Origin of the sequence: Yoonia sp. 67-2 (genome assembly GCF_035117555.1) — a bacterium.
Taxonomy (GTDB): Bacteria; Pseudomonadota; Alphaproteobacteria; order Rhodobacterales; family Rhodobacteraceae; genus Yoonia.
Map to the genome: position 1 here is coordinate 41,177 of NZ_JAYKPK010000003.1, position 15,999 is coordinate 57,175.

Consider the following 15,999-nt stretch of genomic DNA (forward strand, 5'->3'; position numbering starts at 1 on the left):
AAGATATGGATAAGCAGACAGCCATCGTGACTGGGGCCGCGCGTGGCATCGGTCTGGCGACCACGCAGCTTTTTTTGGCAGAAGGCTGGCAGGTCGCGATGGTCGACCGCGACGCAGAGGCGTTGATGGACGCGGCGGAGGGTTTGCAGGATGTTATCCCGATTGCCTGCGATGTGTCACAGCCGAATCAGATCGACGCCATGATTGCATCGGTGCTGGACCGCTTTGGGCGCATTGATGCCTTGGTCAATAACGCGGGTGTCGCTGATTTCCGGCCTTTGGGGGACACTGATCTGGCAATCTGGCGCAGTGTCATGGAGGTCAATCTGGACGGGGTGTTCCTGACCTCTCAGGCGGCTGCGCCACATCTGAAGGCCAGCCAAGGGGCGATTGTGAATATCGCCTCGATCTCGGGCCTGCGGGCCAGCACGTTGCGCGTCGCCTATGGCACGTCGAAGGCCGCTGTCATTCATTTGACAAAACAGCAGGCCGCTGAACTGGGCGAATGGGGCGTCCGGGCCAATTGTGTGGCGCCGGGTCCGGTGGATACGAAACTGGCGCTGGCCGTGCATACGCCTGCGATCCGCGCAGCCTATCATGACGCGATCCCGCTGAACCGCTATGGCACCGAGCGTGAAATTGGCGAGGTCATCGTCTTTCTCTGTTCGAAACGCGCCAGCTATGTCACCGGGCAGGTCATCGCTGTGGATGGCGGGTTTGACGCGACCGGCGTGGGATTGCCCGCCCTTCGCGGGGATTGAGCCTGTTCTGAAAATCTGGCCATCGCCTTTCGGAACGCTTGCCGCGATCCGGCGTTGACGAGGTAATCATCCACCCGATCTGGATGGATTGCTTGCGTCACTGCGAAAGGACCAGATTATGAAACCTGACGACCTTGATACGATGGAAACGAAAGATCGCCAGCCCGGAATTGAAAGCAGGCTGGACCCGACTGCCGACCATACGCCGCACTTCCCCGGTTCGGGCCGCTTGCAGGGCAAGGTCGCCATCATCACAGGCGGCGATTCCGGCATCGGACGGTCCACGGCCATTCTGTTCGCACGTGAAGGTGCAAAGCTTGCGCTGATCTACCTTGATGAAGACAGCGACGCGGAAGAAACGCGCGCTTTGGTCGAGGCCGAGGGCGGGCAGGCCCTGCTGATCCCCGGCGATGTGGGCGAGAAAAGCTTTTGTGAAGATGCCGTCGCGCGCACGATGCAGGAATTCGGGCGACTTGATGTTCTGGTGAACAATGCCGCCGAGCAACATGCGCAGGACAGTTTCACCGATATTTCACAAGAGCAGCTTTTCCGCACCTTCCGCACAAATGTCGGCGGCACCTTCTTCATGGCGCAGGCCGCGATGCCGCATCTGTCGCGCGGGGCGTCCATCATCTGCACCACATCGGTGACAGCCTATCGCGGTCAGGATCTGCTGATCGATTATTCCGCGACCAAAGGCGCCATCGTGTCATTCGTGCGTGCCCTGTCGAGCGCCTTGGCCGGGGATGGCATCCGGGTGAATGGGGTCGCGCCGGGCCCAATCTGGACACCGTTGATCCCTGCATCCTTTCCGCCAGACAAGGTCGACGACTTTGGCGAATCCGCCCCATTGGGACGCGCCGGTCAGCCGAACGAGGTCGCGCCGTCGATGCTGTTTCTGGCCTGTGCGGATTCATCCTACATGACCGGACAAGTGCTGCATCCGAACGGGGGCGATCTGATCGGGGGCTGATTTGTATACTATTGGCGCTGAGGCTGGCAGATACGATGATTGCAGAGACGTGATTGCCGTGTTCGCAACGGGGTCGGTTGTTCGCGACCCCGTTGCTTGATCTTAATGATTTCAAAAATCTGGAATGATTTTGTCATCTCGCAGGCGCGCGAAAAGGTCGAAGAACGCATCATCTGTTGCAACATATCCGATAAAGCCTAAACGGCGGCTTTTGGACATATCGGTCACCACCTCGATCGGGCGGCCCAGATCAGCGTCAGTGTGCCATGGTGAGACAAGTCTTCCCAAGTCGCGTTCTGCCAGCCCGTGGCGGTCCGCGATCTCGGCCCAGATTGTCGCGTCCTCTGCCATCTGCTGGTCGAGCGGGCGCAGGGTGCCGTCGAAGGTTTCAGCCTCGATCCCGAACCAATCGGCGATGCGGGTCCACATCCAGCTCCAGCGGAAGATATCGCCGTTGACCACGTTGAAGTCCTGATTGCGGGCGGCCGGGGTCGCCGCGGCCCAAATAACTTGCGCGGCAAGCTGGCGGGCGTCGGTCATGTCGGTCAGGCTGTCCCATTGCATGGCTGATCCGGGAAACCGGAACGGGCGCCCCGTCTCGCGACAGATCGTGGCATAGACCGCCAATGTGGTGCCCATGTTCATTGCATTGCCGATGGCTTTGCCAATGACCGTATGCGGGCGATGCACGCTCCACCCGAAACCATCGCGCGCGGCTGCGGCGAAAACCTCATCCTCTTGCGCGTAATAGAAATTTTCCACCTCCAGCCGACCCTGTTCTTCGCGAAAGGGCGTCTGGGGCAGGGTGCCTTTGCCATAGGCTTCGAACGGGCCGAGGTAGTGTTTGAGGCCGGTCACCAGCGCCACATGCGCGACCGTGCCGGATGGACGCAAAGCATCCAACAGATTGCGGATCATCGCGGCATTGACGCGAACGTTTTCCGCCTCGCTGTCCTTGCGCAGCCATGTGGTCAGAATGACATGCGTTGGATCGATCCCGCTGAGTGCCGCAGAGAGTGCATCAGGATCAAGCAGATCCGCAGCGACAGGCGTTACACCATCCTGCTGTCCGGGGTTCCGGGCGAGGCCAAAGACCTGCCAGCCTTCGGCAACCAATCTCTCGGCTGTGGCGCTGCCCTGAATGCCGGTGGCACCAACCACCAATGCGCGCTTCGTCATGTCATTCTCCAATTCATCTTTGAACATCGCATCTATGCATTCAGCGGCCTGTCGTGTAGACGGCACCAAACTGGGACATAGTCACCTAAAGGTAACCACCATGGCATCCAGCAGCGATGAATGGGAATGGCGGGAAGATTGCGCGCCGCGCCGCGTGCTTGATATCTTTTCGACAAAATGGACCAGCATGATCCTGCACACGCTCCATGCCCTGCACGACGGGCGGGCGCGCACAGGGGTGTTGCAACGCAGCCTGCCGGGAATTTCCAAGAAGATGCTGGTCCAGACCCTGCGCGAGATGGAGCAGAGCGGCCTGATCGACCGCGACGTCAAAGGCACCGTCCCGCCTGCAGTGGAATATAGCCTGACACCGCTTGGCCAGCGCTTTGTCGGGCTGGTTGATCTGGTCTACGACTGGGGTCGCGACAACGCAGATGCGCTGGATCAATTGCAGGTCCGTGCCACGTCGCGGCGGCAAGCCTCGCCGCAGTAATGGCTGGATAGGTCAGCGGTCCAATACGACATCGCCGCGCCCGACAGCCCAGCTTTTGCGCCCCATCGCGGCGATCTGCACGATCTGGTCATCTGGTACCGGCACCGGCGCAAGCGGCGGCAGCCCGTCATCATGGAACAGGTACAGTCGCGCTGCGAAATCCGCGAAGGGCAGCGAGCCTTCGCCGAACCTTTCCCCGCAGCCCATGGTCGACACGACGATTCCATGCCCCCAATCCTGCCCACTGTCATTATTGGGGTTGAAGAAATAGACCCGCATCTGGCCTTCGGGGTCCAATCCGACCCGGATCAGCGTGATCGCATGCCAACCGACAAAGGTGCCGGTGGCATCGGTGACAGCAATCCCGGCAGGTTGCGGATGGATCACCGGCTGGTTGCCGTTATGCTGTGGGTGATAAGAGGCGTGGAACGCCCGCAGAAACCCTTCGTAATCCTGCAGATCGCCGGTGCGGACATCGACGGCGATGTGAAAATCGCGCCCGACCCACCAACCATGTAATTCCGGGTTGATCCAGCGGTGTGGATCCTCAGGCCTGCCGATGCAACGGCGGCCCATCTCGGCATAGGCGCGGTCGAGATGCGGCACCAACAGGACCGAGACCGGGTCCGCATCCAGCAGCGTCGATGTGGCAAGGCCGGGCGGCAAGGTCGCGGTATCCAGCGGTTCGCCTTCGAAATGCAGCATCAGCCGGTCACCGCGGGTGACCTGCGCGATCAGCCAGAGCAGGAAATCAGGATCATTCAGCGCCCACATCGACATGGCGCGCGCCGATTGGCAGGTGGGGTTATTGCCCTGACCGACCCCAAGAGGCTGGCCCAAGAGCATCATCACCCCCGCGACCAGATGCGTTTTCGCTGGCAGCGCTTTGCCGCAAGCGGCGGCCAAAGTGGCGATGCAATCCGCGCTCAGCGGTGTTTCCAGAAGCCGCCACAATGAGGGTGCAATCGGCGGAGAATATAGGATGCCGCGTTCCAGCATCAGCGCCAGACCATACACTGCCTGTGCTGTGCCGGGGTGGACGGCGGCACCGACCATGGCGCAGACCAACGGTTCATAACAACGCAATGCGTCAAGCCCGGTGGTGGACAGACCCAAAGCATGCGGGAGCATCCGCGCCTGATCGGCATCCAGCGTCCACCGCAGGAATGCCGCGTGATAGTCCGACACAAGGCCGGTGTCATGCATGGCGCGGGCCAACGCATAAGCCTCGTCCTGAATGGCGCGTTCGTCCGCGCGGGAAAGGCTGTCAAGATAGGCGGGAATGCCCGGATCATCCCGACACAAGCTGGTCGGGCCGAACAGTGCGCTGATCAGCCTGTCCGCACCGCGCTGGGCATCGGCGGTGCTGGCGCTGCCGCTTTGCAAGGCTTGGGCGATCTGGACGACCATCGCCTTGACGTGATCGACCTGCAAAGGACGCTGCGCCATGATGCGCCATATCTCGTCAATCAGATGATCCAAGAGGCCATCAGGCCCGATTTCCTGCATCAGATAGCGCATCAGCCGGTCAATCGCTGGTGTCAGCGGCCCCTGCGCATTGCGCTGTGCCTCGTCCGCGGCCTGTCCCAGCAGACGGTCCATGTTCAGCGCCAGAACCTGCGTCAGAAACTGCTTTGCCTGTGCAGGCGGCACGTCGGGATGGGTATGATCGTCAATCGCGATGACCAGAAACCGCAGCAGGCTCATCGCCTCCAACGTGATTGTGGCTGGCGCGGCATGGGTCAACGTATGTTTGACAAGGCCCGGCTGGAGCGTATCAGGGCTGGCCCAATCCGTGCCGGAAAACAGACCAGCCTTGTCCATAACACCTGCGCGCTGGCAAAGTGCGGGCAAACCATCCTGCTGTTCCAGCACGCGGCGCGCCACTTCAAGCACGCGCAAGGCGTGATCGGTCTTGCCGACCCGCGATGCGCCGTTCAACTGAGTGACCTGCCGGTCCAGCCGGTCAAGAAGTGTTTGCAAATGGCCCGTAGCCTGACTGGATGAAGTGTTTTTCGCCTCGATCACGATGTCGCCCTTTTCTTATGTGGCTCGGGCATGGTGACTGCCGCCAGCCGTTGATGCAAGTCTGCGACCAAACCAAGGGGGATGGGCGCAAGGATGCGCCCATCTGGTGGTGTCACGGCAGCCGGGCATGCCTGTCAGAGGTAGAAATCCAGCTCTTCTTGGGCTTTCAGCAGGTCGCGCATTTCGACGGCATCCTCGCCAAAGAAATAGACCAGCCCCCAATGCGTTCCGAAGGCCGTTCGCTTGGTGACCTTCTGGGCATGCGGCGGGTTCAGCTCGTGAAAGTCGAAATAGGGATGATTTTCCGTCTCTGCAGGGATCTCCAGATTGCTGACCACGCGGCGGCGCGGGTAGACGCCAAAGCAACCTGCGTGGCCTTTGGCATCCACGACCTCGGTCGGGAAGAAAGCATCAAGCTCTTCCTGCGTCGTCTTGGGGTCGAACACCATCACCATCGCCTGATAGGCATTGAAGCCATAGGCCCGTTCCAGCAGTTCAAAGACATTGAACCCTGGCGGACGATAAGCGACCTCGCCGAAATTCATGGTCCCGTCTGAGGTGACGAAATATTCCGGATGAATGAAGCCGAAATCGATATCGAAAACCTCGATTAATTTTTCGATTTCCTGTGTGATGCGGCCACGCCATTTTTCCAATTCAGGGGTGGCCGGGACGAAGACAGAATAGCCCAATGTGACATATTCCGAAATGTTCAGAAATTGGATCTTACCATCTTTGATCCAAGCCTCGACTGCGAATTCCCATCCATCCAGATGGCTTTCCAAAAGGGCAGGGAATTCATCGTCCGAGATCGAAGCGACGTCATCCGCCGTGCGGATTACCCGGTGCCCCAGACAGCCAGCCTTGTCGAAGGCCTTGAAATGGATCGGGTCATTGGGGTCGCCATCCAGCTTCAACAGCGTCTGGTTGACGCGCCGAAGAAAGCGGGTGACGTCGGCCTGATCCATCGCTTCTTCAAAAATGCCAACGCGGATGCCACCCAGTTGGGCACGGCGTTTCATCAGTGATTTATCGCGAAACAGCATGGATTGGCCCAGCAAGCGCGGGTTCTTCATCAGGACCGAGTTCACGGCACCCGCCCATTCGACGGTTTCTTCAAACAGGGGGATGGCGACATCCACGCCCATATCGTTAAGGGTTGTGGCAAGTTCGAAAGAACGGTCATTCAGCCGTTCGAAATCCCATGAGATGAAAGGTATGTCATGCTCGACCGCATAGGCCTCGGCCCAGGCGGGAGCAACAATCACATACCGGCGGTCGAATTTCTCAAGCGCGTCAATGCAACGCAAGCTCCAACCAAAAATAGCAACATATCCTTTGTCCGAATTTTGTTCGGTCATCCTAACTCCTTATTTGTTGATGGTCGGATACCTATAGTGTTATTCAAGAAAATCAACCGAAGCGGATATTTGGACTTATATCTACCAATTCAGCGGTATTTTTTTGGCCGGACGCGCATGATCAAAAATTGACGCTATGGCCTGATTTTTCACAGTCCAAACCATTGACGGCCAACGCCGGTATGGGCGGTTGCTGGGGGGGCGATTGCAGGGTGGAAGCCCTGCGAGCCTCTGCCATATTTTGTCGCAATCCTGCGCCAGACATCCAGCATCCCTACATGATTTGTTGTGGCGCTTGTCATGCTTTGGGCGCGGATTTTGTCCATGAGCGGAGGTTCCTCTGATCTGCGAGATCTTCATGGAAAGCGTTGAAATGGTCCTGACTTTTGTGTCCCGGAAAACCAGTCCGGTGGGAGTTGTCGCCATTTCATGTCGAACAACGATCAGCTAGGCATAAGCTCTCCACTGGAGCCGATCTTTCGAGAAATGGGCGTAATTTGACAATACCACCTCTGTTTGACGCCGATCTTGACGTCTGTACTTTAGCGCGGTCCTTGATCGGGGTACGTCTTGTCGTGCGTGGCACTGGTGGCACGATTATCGAGACCGAGGCCTATGCCCAAAACGATCCCGCGTCGCATAGTTTTCGTGGCCCGACGTCGCGCAACCGCGCGATGTTTGGCCCGCCCGGCCACGCCTATGTCTATCGATCCTATGGCATCCATCTGTGCCTGAACGTTGTCGGCCGCCCTGGCGAAGCCGTTTTGATCCGTGCGATACGTCCTGAGATCGGCCTTGATATGATGCGCCAGCGCCGCCCGTCCGGCCCGCTTTGTGCGGGGCCGGGGCGCTTGGGTCAGGCATTGGACGTGCAGATGACTGACGATGGCCGTCCTTTTGATGGTGAAGGTCTGCTGCTGCAACCAGTAGACGGCCCAGCTCCGGAGATTTTGACAGGTCCGCGCATCGGCATTTCACGTGGGCAGGATTTGCCCTGGCGGTTTGGCATGGCCGGGGCGCAGGGTTTGAGCCGAAGGTTTTAGGCTGCAATAGCGCGGCGGGCATGCGCCTTTGTCATTTCCGCCACAATACACAAGGTAGAGATGCAACGCGAGATGTTCTGCGGCGATACGCTTCGTCTTGCGCGATTTCGAAACGATCATCTGCACCGCCTCGGCAGCGTCAGAAAGCGGCTGGTTCACGCGCGCCCGTGAGCTTCAGCCACGTCAGGCGGACCGCAAAAAGCGCAGCTAAGGGACATCGACTAAGATAACTGATCTTTCTTGAAAACAGAATGGAAAGCGGTCAACCTCATTATATGTCGGTTTTCGGTTAGGCGGCAGGACGCGGCACCATTCTTGCAGGATGCGACTGACGCGCGTGAGCCTTGCATTTTTAAGGACATGGGATTGAATTTCAGCGGCGACAGCATTTTCCTTTCTCATCCCGATCCGATGTGGGTCTATCAGCTGGACACGCTGCGTTTCCTGACTGTCAACAATGCCGCCATCGTCAAATACGGCTACTCTCGTGAAGAATTCCTTGCGATGACGATTGCAGATATCCGCCCGGATGAAGATCGCGCTGCGCTGGATGCAAATGTCGCGGCCGTCACGGAAGGGCGCGACGAAGCCGGGGTCTGGCGGCATCGGCTTAAATGCGGAAAGATCATCTACGTCGACATCACCGGCCACACCATAACCTATGAAGGGCAGCGCGCCGAACTTATCGCATCGCGCGACGTGTCGCGCTTTGTCGTCGCAGAACAATCCGCGCGCGAGGCGCAAGCGCGCGAAGAAGCGGCGCGCCAGTCCAGCGACCGGCTTGCGCGGCAATTTCAGATTATGTTCGATTCCGTTCCGGGCATGTTTCTTGTTTTCTCGCCCGAGAGTTATGACGTTGTTGCCGTCAGTGACGCCTATCTTGCGGCACTTGCGCGTCATCGGCATGATGTCGTGGGTCACGATCTTTTTGCGGCGCTGCCCCTGCAACCCGATGATCAAGAATATGCCAAATTGCGCGGGTCCTTTGACCGTGTGGTCGCGACCGGCAAACCGGACCTGCTTGAATTCCAGAGTTTTCTTCTGCCGCATGATGAGGTGCAGATTTGGGCGGTGTCCAGCACGCCCTTGGCGGGCCCCGACAATCGAATCCTGCACCTCATTATGCGAATGCAGGATGTGACAGAAGCCGTTGACGCCGCCGGATTAAACAGCGCAACGTTCGACGTGCTGACGCCGGAACGCGCGAAGATTGATCTTGTCGCACATACAAGAGAGTTGAAAACCGAAAACCTGTACCTTGCCGAACTGGCCACAAGGCTGCGCAGCACGCAGCGTCTTTTGGGCACTGGGACCTGGGACTATTTTGTGACCGAAGACAGGCTGGAATGGTCCGGGAATGTCTATGGCATGTATGGCACGACCCCAAGCCGGTTTGGGCATAAGTTGCAGGACTTCATTGCGCTGGTCCATCCGGATGACCGTGCCGACATCCGTGGCAATCTGGACCTGTTCATGGCCTCGGGGGACACAAGTTTTTCATTTGCGCATATGGTTGAACATTCCGACGGTCGCGTCGTTCATATCCAAGGGATGGGCGAGTTAAGCAGGCTGGATGATCGGCCTGTGATCCGCGGCGTGGTGCAGGACATTACGGAAAGCGTTGCGGCGGCGAATGCGCTTGCGCGGTCAAAGCGGATGCTTGAAATCGCCGGAACTTCGGCAAATTTTGGGGCCTGGCGCTATGATGTGCTGGCGGACCGGTTGCAATGGTCGCCGCAGACAGCACGTATTCACGATGAACCGGATGGATTTTCGCCCACACTCGCGGGAGGAATTGACTATTATGTGCCAGAGGATCGTGATCGGATTGCTCGGCAGTTCGAAGCCTGCCTGCAAGACGGAAAATCCTTCAACGAGATATTCAAGATCAGAACCGCAAAAGGACGCGACCTGTCAGTGCGCACGACAGGCGAAGCAGAGCGCAACGAGGCTGGGAAAATCATTGCCCTGCATGGCTCTTTTCAAGATATCTCTGAACTTGTCGCGGTGCGCAAGCGGGCTGACCAGTCCGAGCGGCTGTTGGAAATTGCCGGGCGGGCCGTCAAGCTGGGCGGCTGGTACGTTTCGCTTGCCGACCAAGAGGTGTCGTGGACAGATGGCGTGGCCGCCATTCACGAACTGCCACCCGGCACGCGCCCGACGTTTATCGGGGGTATCAATTTTTTCGCGCCCGAAGAGCATGTTTCTGCGCGTGCGGTCTTTGACGCCTGTGCAGAACACGGCATTCCCTTTGATAATGTCCGCGATCTGATCACAGCAAAAGGCAATCGGATCAGGGTCCGGTCGATGGGCGTGCCGGTCCGGGATGCGACGGGCAAGATCATTGCCGTGCAGGGCGCGATGCAGGATATATCAGAACTGACCGCGGCGCAGCGCAAAGCTGGCGAAGCCAGCAGACGGCTTGTCGAGACATTGGAAAACATCGGTGATGCATTCTTTACACTCGATCCGGATTTTCGATTCACCTATCTGAACAGCAAGGCTGAATTGCTGCTGAAGCGCAAACGTGACGAGTTGCTGGGTCGCGACGTATTCGATGAATTTCCGGAAGCGCGCGGAACTGCCTTTGAGATAGAATACAGACGTGCAGTGGAAACCAGACAAACCGCAAGGTTTGAGCAATTCTTTGCGCCACTTGAAATCACATTCCGGGTCAGCGCGCATCCGACACCTGCCGGGCTGGCGGTATATTTTTCAGACATTTCCGAAGAACGGCGCCGCGAAGAAAAGTTGCGGCTACTGGGGGCGGCGGTGGCGCAGATCAACGATATCGTACTGATTACCGAAGCCGAGGATTTCACTGATCGCGACAAAGACAGGATCGTCTTTGTCAATGATGCTTTCGAACGCATCACCGGGTTTAGCCGGGAAGAGGCGATCGGTCAGTCGCCCCGGATGTTGCAGGGCCCAAAGTCGCAACGCTCCGAATTAAACCGGATCCGAACGGCTTTGCGGGCCTCCAGATCGGTGCGTGCAGAGCTTATCAACTACACCAAGAACGGTCGGGAATATTGGCTGGAACTGGACATTGTGCCGCTTGCGAATGAGGCTGGTGCAACAACACATTTCGTGGCGGTTCAGCGTGACATCACGGATCGCAGGCGCACGGAAGAGGCGTTGCGCATATCCGAAACACGGTTCCGCCTGCTTGCCGAAGCAACGGGCAATGCTGCTTGGGAATGGGATATTATCGCAGGTCAGCTGTGGTGGAGCGATGGCATGACCAAGCAGTTCGGGCCACCGTCAGACCCGCAAGACAATCTGCGGTCGGTCTGGCGCGTGCATGTGCATCCTGACGATCAGCGGCGTGTCGACGGATTGCTTGACAGATTGCTGCGCGGAGCGATCAGCGCAATTCATGAACGCTACCGTTTCCGCAGGGCTGACGGAAGTTGGGCGGATGTAGAAGCTCATTGTTTTCTGATCTGTGACGACAGAGGCCGCGCCGTCCGGATACTTGGCAGCATGTCAGACATATCGGAACGGTTGGCGATAGAGGGCCAGTTGCGGCAATCGCAAAAACTAGAGGCAGTCGGCCAAATTACCGGCGGTGTCGCGCATGATTTCAACAACCTTTTGACAGTCATTGTCGGTAGTACGGAGGTGCTTCAGGAAGAGCTCGAAGAGGGGCATCCATTACGGCAATATGCCGACATCTGTGCAACTGCTGCAGATCTCGCGGCCGAATTGACAAACCGGCTTTTGGCGTTTTCGTGCAAACAGGCGCTGCGACCTCAGACCTTGGATGTGAATGCGGTGATCACAGGTATTCAGGATATGCTGCGCCGCACCTTGGGCGAAAATATCGACATCAAAGTCGTTCTGGCCAAGAACCTGTGGTCGTCAGAGCTTGACCTTGCCCAGCTTGAAACCGCCATGCTGAACCTGACCGTCAATTCACGTGATGCAATGCCCAATGGCGGTTATCTGACCATCGAAACCGCTAATTGCACCTTGGAAGATAGTTTCGTGTGCAATGAACTCGGGGTAACGCCCGGCGAGTATATTGTCGTCACGATCAGTGACACTGGAAACGGCATTTCGAAGGCGCAAATGGAACGGGTGTTTGAGCCGTTTTTCACGACCAAGGGTGTGGGCAAAGGCACCGGGCTGGGACTGAGTATGGTCCATGGTTTTGTGAAACAATCGAAAGGCCACATCAAGGTTTACTCGGAAATCTCTCAAGGCACGACGATCAAGATGTATTTTCCACGATTTTGTGGCCAAGCGCCGGCATCAGGGGCTACAACGGAAAACAGTCAGGTTTTGCGAGGGCAGGAAACCATCCTCGTTGTGGAGGACGACATGCTGATCTTGCAGCAACTCGTCGCGCAACTGGCGGATATGGGTTATGATGTCATCACAGCATCCGCAGGTGCGCCTGCATTGGCCATCTTGCGGGACCGCGCAGATATTGATCTGCTTCTCACTGATATCATCCTGCCGGGTGGAATGAATGGACGCCAGATTGCTGATGCTGCGCTAACGATCCGGCCTAGTCTTAAAGTACTGTACACGTCGGGTTATTCCGAGAATGCCATCGTCCATCATGGGCGGCTTGACGACGGTGTCGAACTTTTGAGCAAACCTTACCGGCGGTCTGAGCTGTCGTTGAAGGTGCGTAAAGTTCTTGACTCTTGAGCCGAAAGTGATGCGGAGGGCAGATCATCCGGATGTCGCATGGCAGGGCCGCGCTCGCTTGAAATTGAGACAGTCTTGTGTGAATTTTGTTACTGTTTAGTAAATGGAAACAAATCGCCTGCAGGTCAGCGACAATAAATGTGATAGGTGTTGATCTGTAGTCTACTGGATAGGGCTGAGGATTTTGGACGAACAAGGCACATCATCGTTTAGCGGGCAGACTGCACTGATAGCGGACGACGACGAGTTTTTTCGTATTGCACTGGCAAGCATCCTGACCCAGCGTTTTGGCTTTGGCAAAGTGATCGAGACATCGACCTTTGACGCGGCGATTGATCTGCTTAAGCCGAGCGATAACGTGAAACTTGCACTGTTCGACCTGAACATGCCGGGTATGAACAACTGGGCAAATCTTCGGTCGATCCGCGACTTTTTTCCGTCAGTGCGCGTGGCCGTGGTTTCTGGTTCGCAGGATCGGCAGGATATTCTGATGGCGTTGAATGTCGGGCTGCATGGCTTTGTTCACAAAGGGTTGGGGGTGGCCGAACTTGGTCGTGCCATTGGTTTGATCCTCGACGGCATGGTCTATGTACCAGCGTTTCTGCCCGATCTTGCCATCTGTCCAGAAGAGCAGCCGTTGTTTGAGACGACAGAGACCGAGAGAAACCGGCAAAGCCACGCTGTCAGTTTGCTCACGCCGCGTCAGAGCGAGGTGCTGGAACTGCTCGTCATTGGCAAAACCAACAAGGGCATGGCGCGGGACCTGAACCTGAGCGAGGGCACGATCAAATTTCACCTCGCTGCAATATTTCGCGTACTGGGCGTTTCTAACCGTGTCGAAGCCGCGACATCCGGGGCAGCGATTTTGCGATCAGCGACGGGATGATACGCACGGGGACCGGGCAGCACCACGGCCACGATAGCGCAGCGTCGCCCATGTGACCTTAGCGGTCTGCTGCCGGTATCAGGGAACTGACCTCTGGCAATGCATCACTTGACGTGGTGCCGCAATTGGCCGAATTGCATTCGGTTGACTGGATCTGCGTGCCCCGGCGCACCGTCACCATGCCCGGTTTCTGCGCGCCCACACGCACCATCACATCCAAGATCACACCCCCGGATTCGTCAAGCGCGATCAGATTGGTCGTTCCAACCGTCCGGCCGGTCAGGATCAGCGTATTGGGGTCCGCGAGGCTTGCATCGGCAATGTCTGAATTCCCGACCGCAATTGCGCTGATGCTGCCTTCGATCCGCAGGACACTGGCAAAGTCGACCATGACGGCCAGAACGCGACTGCTTGACCTTTCAGTGGCTTGGTAGCCGGCACTTCTGTCCGAAAATGCAATCGGCATCGGTTCGGCCACCGCAGCGCCCGAATTGCATATGATGATTGCTGAAAGAATTGAACAGATGGTCTTGCCTGGCACTGCCCTATCAAATGTCATCTTTACGATCCCTTCGAATGTGATTTTCCACAGCGCCGTGAAACCCGTGCGATGTGGCAAGATTGATATCATGTCAGTGGAACGCGGCGATTGATGCGCAACGTGAAACTGCCGTTCGTCAGGTTAGGAATCAGCAGCGTGACGGGGTAGCTGACGACAAGTTTCCGGAATGGTATGCCGTCAATCGTTTCTGTGGCGAAACTCACGGCCAAGTCGGTTGAGCCGCCAAAGGTAATTGAGCCACGGATGAGCGTTTCCAGTTCGGCATTGCCTACGACCGGGTTTGTCAGGACTTTGCGCGCCGCGATATCAACCGCGTAGGACATTTCGTTGCGCATATATAGCCCACGCCCAAACTCGATGATGCCAAGGAATATGGTGATCGCCATCAATGCCACCAGCGAAAACTCGATAGCCGTTGCGCCATTCTCTGATTGCTTCAGGCGTTTGAAATGCTGTTTCATCGGACCTGCACCTGAAGCGACTTTGACTGCGAAAATCGCGGCAGGATCAGGCCTGCGTAGGTCTTGGTCCCCGATAAAGCGTAGAATATCTGGGTAGGCTGGTCACCTGCGCAGGTCGTCGTACAGGCCACGCCGACACCTGGCTGGGTGGCACAGGTACAAATCAACTGGACGCTCAGGGCCAGTGATGTGTCGTCGCCCGTAGTGCCGGGCTCTGCAACCGCCATCATATCTGCTGCTGTCGTGCGCAGAATACGGTCAATCGCTGTTGTGCCGACATTCTCTGTCGCGCTCTGGGCACCTGCGCGCAGGATATGACCAATTGTCATGCGTTCTGAGATCGCGAAACCAAGATCGACCATCGCCAGCAGAGCAAAAACCAACATTGGCGCAAGCAATGCGAATTCCACCGCTGAAACGCCGTCTTCGTTGTGAATGACGCCCCGGATCCTCTTGAAAAAGGGCCGATTGTTTCTGCGGGCGTCGTCACGATGTTGAACCTGCTCGGTCATTTTCAGTCGGTTCCAATGGCACGTTGCGTTGCAGCCGTTCAGCTTTGGCAAATTGCACTATCCTGTCAGTACAGGGCTGCCGTGCCGAAAACTACTTGGTCACATGGACTGGCCAAGCGACCTGCCCATGAGGCTAAGTAGATTTGCGTTATCGAAACAGGTCATGTTGATGTCGACGCAAAGACAGTTCGGGGACGGTCGGTCGAACATTCACTCTTGCGTTCATTCGGGCTCGGCCTTCATCAACTTGAGAATGGAATATACCAAATGAAGAAACTTATCACCCGCTTCAAAGATGACGAATCTGGCGCGACCGCCATTGAATATGGTCTGATCGCCGGTCTGGTGTCGGTGGTTATTGTTGTGGCGCTTTCTTTGCTTGGGCCGCAACTGAAAACCGTCTTCACCACAATCACAACCGAGTTGACCGACGTAAACACACCAACCTAACTGAGTGCTCTGCCTGTCGGCGAATGTAGTTTCGGCGACAGGCACTCTCCCAAACGGGTTTGCGCCTATGGCATCGACGTTTCACCTTATTCCGTTTTTGTTTTTTCCGGTGATGATGATCAGCGCGAGCATTTGCGATGTCACCACGATGCGGATCCCGAACAAACTCGTTCTGGTGCTGCTTTTTGGCTATGCGATTTGCGCACCTTTGAGCGGGCTCTCGCTGCTCGACATCACGACAAGCATGGCGGCTGCTATCGCAGTCTTCTGCCTTGCCTTCGGCGCTTTCGCCTGCGGCTGGATGGGCGGCGGGGATGTCAAACTGATGGCCGCGACGGCATTATGGTTGGGTCTGCCGCAACTGCCGGCATTCCTGTTCTGGACGTCTTTGTTCGGGGCGCTGCTGACGCTGACTTTGCTGCTTTACCGCGTGGTGCCATTGCCTGAAGGTCTGAAAGGGCAGGGGAACTGGGTGTCGCATCTTCACCAGCGATCAACCCGCGTTCCTTATGGTGTTGCCATCGGGCCAGCAGCTTTACTGGTTTTTGCTTCGACACCTTGGATGGCAGCGCTGCAGGTTTGGTGACTGAGTCCGTACAATCACAACCTATCCTCGCCATCCGGTCAA

The 15,999-nt window shown here is 57.1% G+C and carries 14 protein-coding genes; 8 read left to right on the top strand and 6 right to left on the bottom strand.

Features of this window, described 5'->3' with window-relative positions; all coding sequences use genetic code 11:
• The first annotated feature begins 5 nt into the window (after nt 1-5).
• Both VOY09_RS05615 and VOY09_RS05620 read left to right on the top strand, forming a co-directional pair.
• Entirely contained in the window at nt 6-761 is a 756-nt protein-coding gene (locus tag VOY09_RS05615; RefSeq protein WP_322893420.1) for an SDR family oxidoreductase, read from the top strand.
• Nucleotides 762-879: 118 nt separating this feature from the next.
• A complete protein-coding gene (locus tag VOY09_RS05620) occupies nt 880-1,734 on the top strand; it encodes an SDR family oxidoreductase (protein WP_322893421.1) in 855 nt (284 codons plus the stop codon).
• Nucleotides 1,735-1,845: 111 nt separating this feature from the next.
• On the opposite strand, the gene VOY09_RS05625 is transcribed toward VOY09_RS05620, so the two are convergent.
• Nucleotides 1,846-2,913, bottom strand: coding sequence for an SDR family oxidoreductase (locus VOY09_RS05625; protein WP_322893422.1), 1,068 nt, complete (start codon nt 2,911-2,913; stop codon nt 1,846-1,848).
• A gap of 100 nt (nt 2,914-3,013) precedes the next feature.
• On the opposite strand from VOY09_RS05625, the gene VOY09_RS05630 reads away from it, so the two are divergent.
• Nucleotides 3,014-3,406 (top strand): helix-turn-helix domain-containing protein, encoded by a 393-nt coding sequence (locus tag VOY09_RS05630; RefSeq protein WP_322893423.1) that lies wholly within the window; start codon nt 3,014-3,016, stop codon nt 3,404-3,406.
• A 12-nt stretch (nt 3,407-3,418) separates the two neighbouring features.
• Here the strand turns inward: VOY09_RS05630 and VOY09_RS05635 are convergent, their stop codons facing one another.
• Nucleotides 3,419-5,389 carry a hypothetical protein gene (locus VOY09_RS05635; RefSeq protein WP_323811268.1) on the bottom strand — a complete coding sequence of 657 codons (1,971 nt, stop codon included), beginning with the start codon at nt 5,387-5,389 and terminating at the stop codon, nt 3,419-3,421.
• A 179-nt stretch (nt 5,390-5,568) separates the two neighbouring features.
• A complete protein-coding gene (locus VOY09_RS05640) occupies nt 5,569-6,795 on the bottom strand; it encodes a carboxylate--amine ligase (RefSeq protein WP_322893425.1) in 1,227 nt (408 codons plus the stop codon).
• Between the two features lie 503 nt (nt 6,796-7,298).
• Between VOY09_RS05640 and VOY09_RS05645 the strand changes: the two genes are divergently transcribed.
• From VOY09_RS05645 to VOY09_RS05655, 3 genes are all read left to right on the top strand, one after another.
• Nucleotides 7,299-7,838: a DNA-3-methyladenine glycosylase gene (locus tag VOY09_RS05645; RefSeq protein WP_416236735.1), complete on the top strand. Its 540-nt coding sequence runs from the start codon at nt 7,299-7,301 to the stop codon at nt 7,836-7,838.
• Nucleotides 7,839-8,204: 366 nt separating this feature from the next.
• The gene (locus VOY09_RS05650; RefSeq protein WP_322893427.1) at nt 8,205-12,500 is read left to right on the top strand and encodes a PAS domain S-box protein; all 4,296 of its coding nucleotides are present in this window, start codon (nt 8,205-8,207) and stop codon (nt 12,498-12,500) included.
• A gap of 184 nt (nt 12,501-12,684) precedes the next feature.
• Nucleotides 12,685-13,386, top strand: coding sequence for a response regulator transcription factor (locus VOY09_RS05655; protein WP_322893428.1), 702 nt, complete (start codon nt 12,685-12,687; stop codon nt 13,384-13,386).
• Between the two features lie 58 nt (nt 13,387-13,444).
• On the opposite strand, the gene VOY09_RS05660 is transcribed toward VOY09_RS05655, so the two are convergent.
• From VOY09_RS05660 to VOY09_RS05670, 3 genes are all read right to left on the bottom strand, one after another.
• Nucleotides 13,445-13,852 carry a pilus assembly protein N-terminal domain-containing protein gene (locus VOY09_RS05660; RefSeq protein WP_322893429.1) on the bottom strand — a complete coding sequence of 136 codons (408 nt, stop codon included), beginning with the start codon at nt 13,850-13,852 and terminating at the stop codon, nt 13,445-13,447.
• Between the two features lie 161 nt (nt 13,853-14,013).
• Nucleotides 14,014-14,409: a TadE/TadG family type IV pilus assembly protein gene (locus tag VOY09_RS05665; RefSeq protein WP_322893430.1), complete on the bottom strand. Its 396-nt coding sequence runs from the start codon at nt 14,407-14,409 to the stop codon at nt 14,014-14,016.
• Nucleotides 14,406-14,921 (bottom strand): TadE/TadG family type IV pilus assembly protein, encoded by a 516-nt coding sequence (locus tag VOY09_RS05670; RefSeq protein WP_322893431.1) that lies wholly within the window; start codon nt 14,919-14,921, stop codon nt 14,406-14,408. Before VOY09_RS05670 ends, VOY09_RS05665 begins: the two co-directional genes overlap by 4 nt.
• A 267-nt stretch (nt 14,922-15,188) precedes the next feature.
• On the opposite strand from VOY09_RS05670, the gene VOY09_RS05675 reads away from it, so the two are divergent.
• Nucleotides 15,189-15,371 (top strand): Flp family type IVb pilin, encoded by a 183-nt coding sequence (locus VOY09_RS05675; protein WP_322893432.1) that lies wholly within the window; start codon nt 15,189-15,191, stop codon nt 15,369-15,371.
• 67 nt (nt 15,372-15,438) lie between these two features.
• Nucleotides 15,439-15,957, top strand: a complete 519-nt coding sequence (locus VOY09_RS05680) for a prepilin peptidase (RefSeq protein ID WP_322893433.1) — start codon at nt 15,439-15,441, stop codon at nt 15,955-15,957.
• The last annotated feature ends 42 nt before the right edge of the window (nt 15,958-15,999 follow it).

Excerpts from the sequence above, each read along its gene's own strand:
- VOY09_RS05615 (WP_322893420.1), top strand. The coding sequence starts at position 6 with ATGGATAAGCAGACAGCCATCGTGACTGGGGCCGCGCGTGGCATCGGT.
- VOY09_RS05620 (WP_322893421.1), top strand. The coding sequence starts at position 880 with ATGAAACCTGACGACCTTGATACGATGGAAACGAAAGATCGCCAGCCC.
- VOY09_RS05625 (WP_322893422.1), bottom strand. The coding sequence starts at position 2,913 with ATGACGAAGCGCGCATTGGTGGTTGGTGCCACCGGCATTCAGGGCAGC.
- VOY09_RS05630 (WP_322893423.1), top strand. The coding sequence starts at position 3,014 with ATGGCATCCAGCAGCGATGAATGGGAATGGCGGGAAGATTGCGCGCCG.
- VOY09_RS05640 (WP_322893425.1), bottom strand. The coding sequence starts at position 6,795 with ATGACCGAACAAAATTCGGACAAAGGATATGTTGCTATTTTTGGTTGG.
- VOY09_RS05660 (WP_322893429.1), bottom strand. The coding sequence starts at position 13,852 with ATGCCGATTGCATTTTCGGACAGAAGTGCCGGCTACCAAGCCACTGAA.
- VOY09_RS05665 (WP_322893430.1), bottom strand. The coding sequence starts at position 14,409 with ATGAAACAGCATTTCAAACGCCTGAAGCAATCAGAGAATGGCGCAACG.
- VOY09_RS05670 (WP_322893431.1), bottom strand. The coding sequence starts at position 14,921 with ATGACCGAGCAGGTTCAACATCGTGACGACGCCCGCAGAAACAATCGG.
- VOY09_RS05675 (WP_322893432.1), top strand. The coding sequence starts at position 15,189 with ATGAAGAAACTTATCACCCGCTTCAAAGATGACGAATCTGGCGCGACC.
- VOY09_RS05680 (WP_322893433.1), top strand. The coding sequence starts at position 15,439 with ATGGCATCGACGTTTCACCTTATTCCGTTTTTGTTTTTTCCGGTGATG.